This window comes from Bacillus sp. FSL L8-0099, from assembly GCF_038006385.1.
GTDB lineage: Bacteria > Bacillota > Bacilli > Bacillales > Bacillaceae_G > Bacillus_A > Bacillus_A toyonensis.
In genome coordinates this window covers 2,212,084-2,227,137 of sequence record NZ_JBBOVC010000001.1, presented here as the reverse complement: position 1 = coordinate 2,227,137, position 15,054 = coordinate 2,212,084, and the positions used below count along the sequence as shown (strand labels likewise).

Below are 15,054 nucleotides of genomic sequence, written 5' to 3'. Positions count from 1 at the left end.
ATATTCCCTGCCTTTCTAACTTGGGTACATTATACAAGGCAAAAAAGAAAAAAACCAGCATAAAAGCTGGTTAAAAGTCGAAATAATTTCTTTTTAATAGTCTTGGTCTTCCCATTAACTCTTCATATGTTAGTTGTTTTGGCAAATCTTTCGTATAAATTAAAAACAACTGATCTTCAATTTCTTTTACAGTATGGTCTGCTTGATAGTCCATTCCACATGAGGAACAAGAAATACATGGTGTCTTTTGGATTTCAATGGCTTTCGTACCATCTGGTAGTTCCCAATACACAGTATTCAAGCTTTCTTTCGCTTCTGTACTGTCACACCACATACAATTCATACTGCATCACCCTCAGTTTTTTTGTCGTTTTCTTCTAATTTAGCCATTTGCGATTGATATTTTTTATCTTTTAATTGGTCTCGCTTATCACGTTTATCTTTTAAAGATGCATGCGTATCATTATCTTCATAGTCTTTACGACGGTTCATACGCTGTAAATCATCTGGAACAAGGTTAAATTTCTTATCGCTCATAAGACCTGCAATACCAACATCTGAACGTTTTTCTTCATAGTTCGGATAAATTTCTTTAAAGTAACCTTCAGCTCTTCCTGGAATGTAGCTCTCTGGTTCTGGATACGTCGTAATAACCCCTTCAAAGTTACGAAGTACAACTTTATCCGCACTTTGTGAAATTAAATAGTTTGGCTGAAGCGCAATTTTTCCGCCTCCGCCCGGTGCATCCACAACGAATGTCGGTACTGCATAGCCAGAAGTATGTCCACGTAAGCCTTCAATAATTTCAAGACCTTTAGAAACTGGTGCACGGAAATGTCCAATACCTTCAGATAAGTCACATTGGTAAATATAATATGGACGTACACGGATTTTTACTAAGTCATGCATTAGCTTTTTCATAATTGGAACGCTATCGTTAATACCTGCTAAAATTACCGCTTGGTTTCCAATTGGAACACCCGCGTTCGCTAGCATTTCACATGCTTTTTTCGATTCCTCTGTAATTTCAATAGAAGTGTTGAAATGTGTATTTAACCATACTGGATGGTACTTTTTAATAATGTTACATAAGTTTTCTGTAATACGTTGCGGGAATACTACTGGTGCTCTCGTTCCGATACGAATAATTTCAACATGCGGAATCTCTCGTAAATTTTTTAATACGTATTCTAAAATTTTATCATTAATTAGAAGACCGTCACCACCAGAGATTAAAACGTCACGTACTTGTGGTGTTTCACTAATATAAGCAATCGCATCGTCTAATTGTTTCTTCGGTACACCCATTCCAATTTGTCCACTAAAACGACGGCGTGTACAGTAACGACAATACATAGAACATTGATTCGTTACTAAGAATAATACGCGGTCAGGATAACGATGTGTTAGCCCTGGAACTGGTGAATCTTCATCTTCATGAAGTGGATCTTCTAAATCATATTTCGTTTTATATAACTCTTCCGAGATCGGTACAGATTGCATCCGAATCGGACAGCGTGGGTCATCAGGATTCATTAGCCAAGCATAATACGGTGTAATATTTAACGGGATCGTTTTCGTTGAAATTTTAACGCCCTCTTCTTCTTCAGGTGTTAAGTTAATCACTTTCCTTAAGTCATCTAACGTTTTGATCGTATTCGTTAATTGCCAAACCCAATCATTCCATTGCTCTTCAGTAACATCTTTCCATAATTCGATATCCTTCCAGTGACGATTTGGTTTGTATACATCATGTAACATTGCTATTCCCCCTTTTTATACGCTCATCCTTTATATAAGCAATTGTTATGCCAACTTCATATTCTTGATAAGTAAATGTGCGAAATACCCTATTATATAGGCGAAAAAATATTTTCAAGTGCAGTAATAACAGAATATTAACTATCATATTCATTACCTTTTATATATGTAAACGTTCTTTTATTGGTGCAAACACACAAAAACCGCCGATTATTCGGCGGTTTTGTCGTACTTACTCAGTTTATATTGAAGCGTTTGACGCGGAATACCTAACATTTTTGCTGCTTGCAAAATATTTCCTTCCGTTTCAATCAACGCTTGGTCTATTAATTCCTTTTCTGTTTGATGAAGAGCTTCCCGAAGCGGTAATATACTTTTCTTCTTTGGAAGTTTCTCTTTCTTAAATATACGAGGTAAACAATTTGCGGTTAATGCATTTCCTTCCGCAATAATGACAGCATGTTCAATTGTATGTTTTAACTCACGAACATTTCCAGGCCATTGATAAGCTTGTAGTCTTTCTTTCGCTTCCTTATCAATTTGAAGTACACCTTTTTTATAGCTTTTATTATATTCTTTCAAGAAATAAGAAGCTAATAGTAATACATCCTCAGTTCTTTCACGTAGTGGCGGGATATATAATGAAAACACATTTAATCTATAATATAAATCAGTGCGAATTTTATTTTCTCGTAAACATACTTCTGGCGGCTGATTCATCGCGGTAATCACGCGAACATCTACTTTCCTCGTCTTATTATCACCGATTCGTCTAATGACTCCATCCTCTAATACACGTAGCATTTTCGCTTGTAAATCGAGCGGCATTGAATTCAGTTCATCTAAAAATAATGTTCCTCCATCTACAAGTTCAAATAAGCCTGCCCGTTCAATCGCCCCTGTATAGCTACCTTTTGTCGTTCCAAACAGTAAGCTTTCTAATAGTGATTCTGGTAAAGCTGCACAGTTTTGTGCAATAAATGGCTTGTTTTTTCTTTTAGAAGCTTCATGAATTGCTTGCACGAACAGTTCTTTTCCTGTTCCCGTTTCACCATATATTAAAACGTTTGCATCTGTTGGCGCTACTTTTTGCGCTAACTCTTTCGTCTGTTTAAAGCGAGAATCATTTGTCACTATCGTCTCAAATGCAGCATGCTTTTTAATCACTTTTTTTCTAGACGATCGCTTTATTTTCGACTGTAAATCGACAATGGTATCAGTTAGCTTTTGAATTGTAGAGTAGTCTTTCGCAATTTCAACAGCACCAGCAATATTCCCATCTATAAAAATAGGTAACGTCGTATTTACGGTACAAACATCTTCTCCATTTAAATTTTGATAATGTTGCACTTGATGTACAATTGGTTTTTTTGTATCTAAAACTTTCATCAATGTACTCGTTTCCCTAGTTAAAGATGGGAACGCCTCTAACAAATGCTTTCCTAACACTTTTTCAATTTTGGATCCATCGTGTTTCGCAGCAACTGTATTGTAAAAAATTGTAATACCATTTTCATCTACTGCGTGTATAGCCTCATCAATACTGCCCAAAATCGCTTCAATGACTTCTTGTGTCGAAACTGCTAGCAATGTCATCCCCCCTTTTGCCGAAAATTCAGCAAATACTATGCCGAATTTCCGGCATACCTATGTGCGATTATAAGCATGACGATTCCGTTCTAATATTTTGATGAAATTTATTTTTGATTAGATAAAGTAAAACTTTAATTAGTCGGGCTTTTACGAGCAGCCAGATTCCCACCTAACTTTTTTACTTTACAGCCGAATTTTGAGGCGGGAGCCTTCATGCTTTCGAATAGCTAGATAAATCTTTTACCCATATATTCATATCTTCCAACTTATCGAAAATGTAGCAATTGTTCGCCAGTCTTCCTGTATATGTATAGCCTAACTGATGAAAGGCAGCATTCATACCGAAAGATAGCGATCGAGCAATTGTATAGGAACAGAAAATAGATTTTTCTTGAAGCTCTTCTTCTAACTTAATGAGCAAACTTTTCATAAACCCATGTTTACGATATTCAGGTAAAGTAGCACAATTCGTTAATTCTGCATTGCCTTCCTTTACGTTCATTTCTGCAGACGCTGTACTAATGATTTTCCCCTCAAATTCATATACGTAGTAAATTGTATCGTCTTCTTTCATCGTCTGTAATACATAACTCGCTTCATTTAAAGGTGTCGGATACACTTCAAATACTTTTCCAAAGACAGTTGCTAATTCTTCTGCATCTTCTTCAGTCGCTTTTCTTAACAGAAATTTCTCCGGGACTACTTTTTCTTTTACTTCTTTTGCTTTTACACCACTTAAAATAGTATCTTCCTCAGACCAATGAATACTATTTCGTCTTTCATCATTATTATATTTCACAAAGAAGTATGCATCGTGTCCTTGAAAATAATGAGGTATCGTCGCTTCCAATAAGAAACCGAAAGAGAGCCATGTTGAAACATGCTCTCCCTTTCCTTTAATAATACATTTAGTGAAAGAATGTTTCTCTGCTAGTCCGTCAATTGTCTGTATAATACTTTCAACATTTCCTGTATAGTGATCTATTCGAATACGTTTATTAAAATAATCTAAAACTCCTTCTACTGTATGGCAATTTGTCTGCTCTCTAAAAGATTCATAGTATTTCATTTTTTCACCTCACACCAATCTAGTAATGTACATGCAATAATTTTTGCGGCAGCTATCATTTTATCAATTTCTATATATTCGTTTGGATAGTGTGCTACTTTCGTCTCTCCCGGACCAAATACTATCGTTGGTACACCTGAGATTTGTGTAAATAAACCTCCATCAGTCCCCCACGGAGATGCTTCAATCATTGGTTCCTTCCCTTCAATTTCAACAAAGTTATGCTGAAGTGTTGTAATTAACTCATGGTTTTCTTCTAGTTCACCAGGAACCCATCTCGCTCCAAACCATTCTACTTCTACTGGATTTTCAACAAACCAATTGTCCACATCATGTAATTCAGCGATCCAACTCTCAAACTCTTCTTTTGCTGCCTCTATAGTCTCATTCGGCGCAATACCATATCTTCCTTCTAAAATTAACGAATCAGGAACAGAACTTGGCCAGCTACCACCTTCAATTTTCCCAATATTAATTGGAATTGGAATCGGAATTCCTTTAAATAACGGATCAGTAATTCGACCATTTCTCTTCTCTTCTAATTTTCTCAAATGATCTATAACAAACATGCTTTTTTCAATTGCACTTACTCCTTCATAACGTGTACCACCGTGTGCAGCTTTCCCTTTTACATGTAGACGGAACCACATTGACCCTTGTTGCTTCGGGAAAAACTTCATATTAGTCGGTTCTGGAATAATGACACCATCTGCCTTATATCCTCGTAATATAGTCGCTAATGTCCCTGCCCCGCCACTTTCTTCTTCTATGACACTTTGAAAATAAATATCTCCTTTTAATTCAACACCAGATTCAATAATCGCTTCCATCGCAAGCATAAGTGCGACATTGCCGCCTTTCATATCCGTCGTTCCGCGGCCATATATACGATTCCCTATTTTCTCACCACTATATGGGTGATGGTCCCATTGATTCACATCGCCTTCTGGTACTACATCAATATGCCCATTTAATATCATAGATTTTCCATCGCCGCTTCCTTTTAAAGTTGCCACAATGTTCGGGCTGTCTGAAAAACTTGTACGTGGTGATACAAAATAAGGATGATCTTTCATTTTAGAAAAAGATGGTTCCCAAATATCAAGATCTAAACCTAGCTCACGTAATTTTTCAATCACAATTGCCTGCGCACCACTTTCATCACCAGATACGCTTTTTTCTTGAATTAACCGTGTTAAAAATTTCACACTTTCCTCTTCATGACTCTCAATATAATCACAAACTTGCTTTTTTAATTGCTTCATATATTATATCTCCCCTCATTCAATAACTAGTAAGTTAGAGCCAATTTGAAACTCAGCTTCCGTATGTCGCTTTATATCTTCTACTGTATACGGGCTCATTAACTCTTGTAAAATGAGTCCACTCGAAGTCACTTCCATAACCGCCATATCTGTAATAATTAAATCTACACATTTCTTTGACGTTAATGGCAATGTACACTCTGAAACAATTTTTGCATTTCCGTATTTATCAACATGATTCATCACAACAACGACACGCTTCGCTTTTTGTGCTAAATCCATCGCTCCCCCAATACCGGGCACACGTTTCCCTGGTACAATCCAGTTTGCTAAATCTCCATTCTCACTCACTTGTAATGACCCAAGAATCGTTATATCTAGTAAACCTTTTCGAATCATCCCAAACGCAGTGCAGCTATCAAAATAACTCGCTCCTGTAATAAGAGAAGTCGGTAAACCTGCTGCATTACATAAATTCTCGTCTTCATTCCCTTTACTTGGCGTTGGCCCCATACCGACGATTCCATTTTCTGCATGAAACATTACATTTATATCGTCAGGCAAATGATTCGGTATAAGCGATGGAATGCCAATACCTAAATTTACAATCATGCCATTTTGTATTTCTTTCGCCGCACGCCTAGCAATCTTATCTCTCACTTCTACGCCCATACCCATTTCCAATTCACTCCTTCCGACGGTACGATATAATTTACGAAAACACCTGGAACGACAATTTCCTCAGGATCTAAACTTCCAAGTGGAACAATTTCTTCTGCTTCTACAATCGTTATGTCCCCAGCCATAGCAACATGAGGATTCATATTCCGCGCACTTTTGTCGAATACAAGATTACCAAACGGATCAGCTTTTTTCGCATAAACAATCGCAACTTCAGCAGTTAATGCAGTTTCAACTAAGTATGTCTTGCCATTCATTTCGACTGTTCGTTTTCCATCTTCAACAATCGTATCAACACCAACATCAACTAAAACACCACCAAGCCCTACGCCTCCAGCGCGAATACGCTCTGCTAATGTTCCTTGCGGGGAAAACTCAATTTGTAATCGTCCTTCATTTAACTGTCTTCCTGCATTTGGATTTGAACCAATATGGGAAGTAACTAAAGACTTAACCCGTTCATTTGTAACAAGACGACCGATTCCTACATCAGGAAAGCCCGTGTCATTTCCTATTAAATTTAAATTTGTAACTCCCTTTTCTAAAATAGCCTGTATTAAAGTTGGAGGGGATCCAATCCCCCCAAACCCTCCAAACATTAATGTCATATCATCATGGAACAAAGAAATTACTTCCTCTATCTCTTTTAATTTATTGAATGTATTTGTAATTGTTGTCATACGATACTATGCCCTCCTTTTTGCATCATCTCTTCTACACTTTTTGCAAAAATTGAAAGTAATTCATCTAACTCGGAATATGTAGTTGTCATCGGCGGTGCCACAAGCAGTGCGCTATCTTCTTTTCCTGCTTGCCCTGAAACAGCTTGGTATAAAAGAAGACCATTTTTAGCTGCAACCGAAATAAGCTCCGAAGCTTTTGTAAACGGTTGCAATTCTATTCCGATCAGCAACCCTTTTCCACGCACATCCGCAATAATTGTCGATTGTTGCTGAACTTTCTGTAGTCCCTTAATTAAATATTCTCCCTTTTCCGCTGTTTTTTCAGGTAGATTATGTTTCTCCATGTATTCAATAACAGCTAGAGCCGTTGCTGCAGATAATGGATTTGCACTTAGCGTATGACCACTCATAACAGAACGTGACCCACGTAAAATCGGCTCCATAACTCGGTCACTAACAATCGTCGCAGCCATTGGTGTATATCCCGCTCCTAATCCCTTACCAAGCGTCATAATATCCGGTTCTACACCCCAATGCTCCATCGCAAACCATGCACCAGTACGACCAAGCCCAGTCATTACTTCATCCGCAATGAATAAAATATCGTAATGACTACAAATATCTTTAATCACTTTATAATATTCTTTCGGCGGTACAACCGCACCGCCAGCTGCTCCGATAATCGGTTCAGCAATAAAAGCTGCAATATGCTCCGCACCAATTCTTTCAATTGATCTTTCTAGTTCAGTTGCACAAGCAAGCTGACAAGTTGGATATACCTTTTGTACAGGGCACCTGAAACAATATGGGGCTGGAATAGTTGGATAATCTTCCAAAATAGATACGAAACGTTGTCTGCGCAGCGGATGCCCAGACATTGATAAGGCTCCCATCGTAATACCGTGATAGCTCATCCAGCGTGACAAAATTTTATGTTTCCCTTGAATACCGCGCTCCTGAAAATGCTGAATTGCAATTTTCATAGCTGTTTCATTTGCTTCCGTACCACTATTTACGAAAAAGCTCCAGTTCAAATCTCCTACACTTAAATCACTTAACTTCTTCGCTAGTTTTTCAGCTGGTTCACTCGTAAACTGTGATCTATATACGAAAGCAATCTCCTCTGCTTGCTTTTTAATAACATCTGCAATCTCCTTTACGCCATGTCCAATACCTGCCGTAATTGCTCCTGACGAACCATCAAAATATTTATTTCCGTTCTGGTCATACAAATATACACCTTTTCCATGTGAAATCATTGGATACGGCTGACCAACAAGTGGTTTAATTAAGTAATCGCGCATAGCGCTCCCCCATTTCTTCAATTTGTATATGTATATGAAGAAAATTGACGTTTCTTTCATAAAAAAGAATCCTCTGCACAAGCAGTGAATTTATCAAAATACTATTATAAAATATACAAATGAGTGCTAATAAATGTTTTGAAAACAGAAAATTCAGAACTTAAAACGAAGACCAATCCTTATCTATACGCTCAAATAACCCTCCCTTACATAAAAGTAACGTATTACTAAATGTTTTCCTAACATAATGCCAGCTTCCCTCAAATGCCGACATTGTGTAAACTTCGACGGAACTCCCTTTAAACTCCTTCCTATTATCCTACTTTAAATTGCATATTTCCAAAAAAATTTCGACAATTATCTCGCCGCAATGATAACAATCTTTTTATAGAAACTAATTTTCCACATTTAATATTTTCAGTTTATACATAAAAAAAGAACCGATTAACCACATTAATCAGTTCGGCACGACGCTCTTTTATCAATATTACTGGGACTCGCTAAAATAAATCAAAAAACCATACGTTTTACGAATTCAACAGTCATATAACGATTTTTCACACAAATTCCTTCATAACTTCATTCACAATCATAATCGGGATATCCCCATCCCAAGGTGCCACTCCTTCCACCGAAGTTAAACTACCTTTCCTTTATAAATTATGTAGGACAATTATCCCTTTGTATGTGTGTTTGCCTATAAATTAAAAAATCCCTTTACTAAAAATTTTTTATACATGTATTCGATACGTTGATTGAAATGCCCTTATAATTTAGTCTTTTTATATTTTTATTACTCCTAGTAAATATAAGCTTCTATTCAACTTAACTAACTCCATATACAACTCTTTTAGCACCACTTTACTAGCCAATAATACTCAGACATACTTCTCCCAAAATATGTTTTTAATCTTTTACTTTTCCCATTTAGAAATACAAATTTTTCGCATAACCTCTTTCTCACTTCGCATATAGTTTTAATGATGACAAAGGAGGAATGTGCATGTCTCAATCTGAAATCGAAAAATATGGACAAGAAGCTGTACGTTACGATCAGCTCGCCCGTTACTATCAATATAGCAATCCCAAAAAATATGTAGAACTATATATGAAGTATTACGATGCACTTACAAAACTTGTACAGGCATATGAAAAAAGAGATTCACAAGAAGCCGCTTTACCGTCACATATAAGAATTTTTCATTCTGCTCCAAACACGCCTGCGGTTGACATTTTAGTAAATGGACAAAAGGTAATCAAAAACATTTCATTTAAGCAATTTAGCCCCTATTTATCATTAGTGCAAGGTAAATATCGCATTGATATCGTCCCTGTCGGGAACGAAACTCCAATTTTTTCAGCTTTAGTACCGATAATGGGAAATCATACGTATACACTTGCCGCAATAAATAGTGATAATCACCTACAATTACAACCTATACTTGATAATACACATATACCATCTGGGCAAGCCAAAATTCGATTTATGCATTTTTCTCCAGATACCCCTGTTGTTAACGTAGATTTAAAAGGTGGAGATCATTTATTTGAAAATGTGCTCTTTAAACAAATAACAGATTTTTTACAAGTTAGCCCTGGTACAGCAGATATTGAAGTTTCACTCGCAGATAATAAAAAAATCCTGTTAACTTTACCTAAATTCGATGTTGAACCGAATATAATTTATACCATTTCAATAGTAGGTTATTCAACTAAAGACCCTAAATTAGAAGCCGTTATACTTACAAATTAAAACAGTCTACACCATTTATTTGGTGTAGACTGTTTACTTTTGAAATGCAATTTGAAATTCTGTCCAATCGCTATCTGAACGACACATAATGGACCCGTTATGTTTTTCTACAATTTGTTTACATACAAATAACCCAATACCAGTTCCTAATTTTTTAGTAGTTACAAATGGTTCAAAAATCGTTTCTACATTTTCAGCTGGAATCATCGGTCCATTATTTTTTATCACAATTCGAATAGCTTGCTCTTCTTCAAAAACATCAATGATAATTTTCCGCTCTTCTTTCATTGCTTCCATAGCGTCAATTGAGTTCATTAAAATATTTAAAAATACTTGCCTCACTTCACTCCGATAACCAACAAGTGGTATTGGATACGGCAAATTCTTTTCAATCGAAACATTTGCATTAACCAAACTCGGATATAAGAACTGTATAATATCTTGGAACAAGTCATTAAGCCAAAAACGTTCCGATTCATTCCACATTTCTTTTTTCGAAACGAGTAAAAATTGCGAGATTCGAAAATTTAATTGATCTAATTCATGCGAAATGATATCTAAATACGATAAACTCGGATGGTCTGCCTTTAATAATTTGACAAATCCCATAATTGAAGTAAGCGGATTACGAAATTCATGTACAAAACTAGCTGACATTTGGCCTAAAATCGTCAGCCTTTCTTTATGTGTTTCATTAATATATTGCTGTTTTTCCTCTAAATTCCTCGATATAATTTCCGAGTATTTTAAAACGGTATAATAAATTAATTTGTCAAAACAAGTATGTATTTTGGCCATAATTGGTTTCAATTCACGAGCGCTAACATCTAATTCACACATCGCTTCAAAAAGTTCATTTCTTCCCACATTTGCATTATAAACAAAGTCTCCAATATTCGCATCTGCTCCTGCTCGTTCAATTGCGATTTTCTCGCATAATGGTTGAAGATAATTTATATCTTTATCTTCCATAGTAAGTTCGATTATTAACTCTAATAAATCCTCTCCATTTTGAACTACTTCTAGTTTAAATGGATCTTTTTCGGAAATTATCATTTTGTTTTTCCAGTTCTCTACGAATTGGTGCCTATTGTTTTTCAAGTGTGAACAAAATACTTCTTTAATATCCTTATCGATTGGAAAAACCTCCATTCACTCCATTTCCATACGACGAATACCCTTTATATTTTGAATATTAACACAAAAAATATGTTTCGTTAATAGATTATTGTCACATTTTGTTAATTTCTGTTGATAAAATTATTTTTTTCTTTCTTATTTAATTATTTATATTCAAATCTCTCTTTTTCCTTCTCATTTTTTTAATTATTTCCGTATTCAAAACGACTTTTTTTGCATCATTTTTAATTCTTGCGTACAATAGGAAGTGAAAGGTGTGAAAAATATGGTAAATAAAAATGTGGAAGACTATCTCCAAGAAGGCATTTATGGCCAAAAGCAAAACAAACCAGAAGAACGTAATATGTATTTAACTACATTACGTGAGCGCGTAGAAATCGCTTTAACTATCGGTCAAGTAATGCAAAGTAATGTATATACTGAAGTAGCAAGTAGCATACGCTCTTCTCAATCATTACAAATCCTCCTAAATGGTGGCATTGCTTACCCACATTTATCAAAATACATTAAATTAGCAAACGAAAAAAATATTCCTTTTACAATTGTTCAAAATAAAGATACAGCAACACCAATCGGTTTAGTATTATCTCATAGCACAGCTGTAGATAAAGAACAAATTTATGTAGAAGATGCTATTTTCAAACAAGAAATGAAGTAAAATAAAAGGTACACTTAATTAAACAAGTGTACCTTTTGCTTTATTTTTTAATACACACTAATTTCATTTCTGTCATTTCTTCAATTGCATATTTAATTCCTTCACGACCCGTGCCACTTTCTTTCACACCACCGTAAGGCATATGATCTACTCTAAACGTTGGAATATCATTAATCATAACCCCACCAACCTCTAACTCATCAATTGCACGCATCGCTTTAAATAAGTTATTTGTAAATACGCCTGCTTGTAAACCGTAACGTGAATGATTTACTTTCTCTATCGCCTCATCAAATTCTTTAAATGTATTTACTGTCATAACTGGACCAAATACTTCTTGGCACTGTACAGATACATGCTCTGGAACATTTGTTAATACAGTTGGTTCGAAAATTCTTTCATCACGCTTCTTACCACCGTATAAAACAGTTGCTCCTTCCTTAATTGCTTCTTGCACCCACATTTCAATTCGCTTTACATCTTTTTTCGAAATTAAAGCTGATACATCCGTTTCCTCATTCATTGGATCACCAACAACAACAGTTTCCATCGCTTTCTTTAGCTTCGAAAGAAATTCATCCATTCTCTTTTCGTGTACAAACACACGTTGTACCGAAATACAAACTTGTCCATTATTAACAAATGCGCCCCATTTCACGCGTTCCATTATCTCATCAGTTAACTCTACATCTTCATCAATAATAACGGCAGCATTGGATCCTAATTCCAACGTAACTCGTTTTAATCCAGCCTTTTCCTTTATTCCGATTCCGACTTTCGGACTTCCGGTAAAAGTAATGGACGCAACATCATCATTTTTAACAATTGCCTCGCCAACAGTTGCACCAGGACCAGAAATGATATTCAAAGCTCCCTTTGGCAACCCTGCTTCTTCAAATAATTCAACTAATGCGTAAGAAGATAATGGCGTTTGATCAGCTGGTTTTAACACAACTGTGTTTCCGGCAGCAATTGCAGGGCCCACTTTATGCGCTACTAAATTTAACGGAAAGTTAAATGGCGTAATAGCTCCTATAACCCCAATTGGTTTGCGAATCGTATAGGCAATCCGCCCATCTGCACCAGGTGCTGCGTCAAGTGGCAATGTTTCACCATATATACGCTTCGCTTCTTCTGCTGCAAATTTATATGTTAGAACAGTACGATCTACTTCTCCCCTTGCAGCACGTATTGGTTTTGCAGCCTCTTTTGCAATAATTTCTGCAAACTCTTCTCTTCTTTCATCCATTATTTGCGCAACCTTCTCTAAAATAGTTGCCCGATCGTATGCTGTTAATGTATTCATTTTTTTCATTGCATTTTTTGCAGAAGTAACAGCCTCTTGAACATCTTCTTCCGTTCCTTGTGCAATTTCCGCTAACGTTTCTTCAGAGTATGGTGCATATAATGGTTTATACGTGTTTACTGACTTCCAATCTCCATTTATATATAAATGCTTTTTCATCTTTCTTCCCCTTCCAAATATATGTATAAAATAATACTTCACCTAGTGAAAGGTCTGACTTATGTAATTGTATCATAGCCCGTATTCCTCCAAAACCATTATGCTCAAAAAAACTCTGCTATATAGCAGAGTTTACGAGCTAATTTGCTCTTGTAAAGAAATTTGTTTTTCATCTTCTAAAACGACAATCGATTCTACTGTTTTTGTAACTTCTAACCTTTTAATATAGCGCCCGTCTAATTCTTTCACACAAAACTTATAATTTTCAATTTCAATGGAATCCTCTTCAGCAATCTCTATATTCTTCGTTAATATCCAACCACCAATTGTATCAACACCATCATCATCAATCGCTAGACCAAATAACGTATTCACTTCACTAACGAGTACTTTTCCCTCTAGTATCGTCTTTGTTTCACTAACTTGTTGAATTTCTGGCTGTTCATCCGTATCAAACTCATCCTGAATATCTCCTACAATTTCCTCTAAAATATCTTCAACAGTAACAAGTCCAGATGTACCACCATATTCATCTATCAATATAGCAATATGTGTTCTTTCTTTTTGCATTTTTAAAAACAAATCATGAATTGGAATAGAATCAATAACTAAAATAATTGGTCTAACATATTGCTCTACTGTCTTTTTATTAACAGCTTTATGCTGTACAAACTCAGTAAAAATATCTTTAAAATTTACAAAACCTATTACGTGGTCTTTGTCGCCATCAACAACTGGATACCTTGTATATTTTTCACGAGACATTTTTTGCAAAGCTTCTTCAGCGGGCATTTCTTTACTTATAATATTCATTTCAGTTCGAGGTACCATTATTTCTTTTGCAATCCGATCATCAAATTCAAAAATTTTATTTACATATTTATATTCAGATTGATTAATTTCACCATTTTTGTAACTTTCTGAAACTAATAACCGTAATTCTTCTTCCGAATGAACCTCATCATGCCCTTTCGGCGGTTTCAGCCCTAGCAGCTTCGTAATGATTCGAGCTGAACCATTTAATAGCCAAATGAATGGGAATGCAATACGATAAAAGAAAATTAACGGCTTAGAAACAAGCAAACTCACTTGTTCAGATTTTTGAATTGCAACTGTTTTTGGGGCCAATTCCCCTATTACAACATGTAAAAAAGTAATTAACAAAAATACTAAAATTACAGCAAAAATATCTGCGAGCTGAGTAGATATGTTCCAATTTGCAAAAAGCGTGTCAAATATTTGCTTTAGCGCAGGTTTACCAAACCACCCAATTCCAAGAGCTGTAACTGTTATTCCTAACTGGCAAGCCGATAAATATTCGTCTAAGTTTGTAATGACTGTTTTGACAGAAGTTGCACGATTATTTCCCTCTGCAATTAAATTGTCAATTCGTGAACTCCTCACTTTAACAATTGCAAATTCTGCTGCAACGAAAAATGCCGTTAAGGCAATTAAAACAATCACTATACTTATACTATATATGTCCAAATACTTTTCCTTACTTACATTGTAAGCAAGGAAGCCACCTCCTACTTAATTTTATTCAAGTGAAGTAAGCATTCTAATACTCTAACAAAATTCTACATTAGCAACCACCTTTTTATATATTATATGCATACATAAAAAAGATATTTATCATTATGATAATCTAATTCATTTCCCCTCGTCAAATCAAATTATTC

At 35.6% G+C, this 15,054-nt stretch carries 13 protein-coding genes; 2 read left to right on the top strand and 11 right to left on the bottom strand.

Translation table 11 applies throughout. The annotated features are described in order from the left end of the window. Positions 1-70 precede the first annotated feature (70 nt). The 8 genes from MHH42_RS11430 to MHH42_RS11395 form a co-directional block, all read right to left on the bottom strand. Complete coding sequence (locus MHH42_RS11430) at positions 71-343, bottom strand: YokU family protein (protein WP_000995765.1); 273 nt, start codon at positions 341-343, stop codon at positions 71-73. Then, positions 340-1,761, bottom strand: coding sequence for a lysine 2,3-aminomutase (gene ablA / locus MHH42_RS11425; RefSeq protein WP_000902144.1), 1,422 nt, complete (start codon positions 1,759-1,761; stop codon positions 340-342). The genes MHH42_RS11430 and ablA overlap by 4 nt, the downstream gene beginning before the upstream one ends. Before the next feature lie 210 nt (positions 1,762-1,971). Continuing rightward, positions 1,972-3,357: an arginine utilization transcriptional regulator RocR gene (gene rocR / locus MHH42_RS11420; protein ID WP_002038616.1), complete on the bottom strand. Its 1,386-nt coding sequence runs from the start codon at positions 3,355-3,357 to the stop codon at positions 1,972-1,974. Positions 3,358-3,565: 208 nt separating this feature from the next. Then, positions 3,566-4,423, bottom strand: a complete 858-nt coding sequence (gene ablB, locus MHH42_RS11415; RefSeq protein WP_000878583.1) for a putative beta-lysine N-acetyltransferase — start codon at positions 4,421-4,423, stop codon at positions 3,566-3,568. After that, entirely contained in the window at positions 4,420-5,688 is a 1,269-nt protein-coding gene (locus tag MHH42_RS11410) for a peptidase (RefSeq protein ID WP_000811521.1), read from the bottom strand. Before MHH42_RS11410 ends, ablB begins: the two co-directional genes overlap by 4 nt. Before the next feature lie 15 nt (positions 5,689-5,703). Continuing rightward, positions 5,704-6,366 carry a CoA transferase subunit B gene (locus MHH42_RS11405; RefSeq protein WP_000525263.1) on the bottom strand — a complete coding sequence of 221 codons (663 nt, stop codon included), beginning with the start codon at positions 6,364-6,366 and terminating at the stop codon, positions 5,704-5,706. Further along, a complete protein-coding gene (atoD, locus tag MHH42_RS11400; protein WP_000208114.1) occupies positions 6,351-7,049 on the bottom strand; it encodes an acetate CoA-transferase subunit alpha in 699 nt (232 codons plus the stop codon). Before atoD ends, MHH42_RS11405 begins: the two co-directional genes overlap by 16 nt. Then, on the bottom strand, positions 7,046-8,356 hold the full coding sequence (locus MHH42_RS11395) for an aspartate aminotransferase family protein (protein WP_001205888.1): 1,311 nt from the start codon (positions 8,354-8,356) through the stop codon (positions 7,046-7,048). Before MHH42_RS11395 ends, atoD begins: the two co-directional genes overlap by 4 nt. A 1,003-nt stretch (positions 8,357-9,359) precedes the next feature. On the opposite strand from MHH42_RS11395, the gene MHH42_RS11390 reads away from it, so the two are divergent. Continuing rightward, entirely contained in the window at positions 9,360-10,109 is a 750-nt protein-coding gene (locus tag MHH42_RS11390; protein WP_000083271.1) for a DUF4397 domain-containing protein, read from the top strand. A gap of 33 nt (positions 10,110-10,142) precedes the next feature. Here MHH42_RS11390 and MHH42_RS11385 read toward each other — a convergent pair whose 3' ends face one another. Beyond that, positions 10,143-11,261 (bottom strand): BA2291 family sporulation histidine kinase, encoded by a 1,119-nt coding sequence (locus MHH42_RS11385; protein WP_000451750.1) that lies wholly within the window; start codon positions 11,259-11,261, stop codon positions 10,143-10,145. A gap of 253 nt (positions 11,262-11,514) precedes the next feature. On the opposite strand from MHH42_RS11385, the gene MHH42_RS11380 reads away from it, so the two are divergent. Beyond that, positions 11,515-11,907, top strand: coding sequence for a YueI family protein (locus tag MHH42_RS11380; RefSeq protein WP_000247575.1), 393 nt, complete (start codon positions 11,515-11,517; stop codon positions 11,905-11,907). A 40-nt stretch (positions 11,908-11,947) separates the two neighbouring features. Here the strand turns inward: MHH42_RS11380 and MHH42_RS11375 are convergent, their stop codons facing one another. Together MHH42_RS11375 and MHH42_RS11370 are read right to left on the bottom strand one after the other, a co-directional pair. After that, positions 11,948-13,372, bottom strand: a complete 1,425-nt coding sequence (locus MHH42_RS11375; RefSeq protein ID WP_000716471.1) for an aldehyde dehydrogenase family protein — start codon at positions 13,370-13,372, stop codon at positions 11,948-11,950. A gap of 132 nt (positions 13,373-13,504) precedes the next feature. Then, the gene (locus MHH42_RS11370; protein ID WP_000356239.1) at positions 13,505-14,860 is read right to left on the bottom strand and encodes a hemolysin family protein; all 1,356 of its coding nucleotides are present in this window, start codon (positions 14,858-14,860) and stop codon (positions 13,505-13,507) included. Positions 14,861-15,054 lie beyond the last annotated feature (194 nt).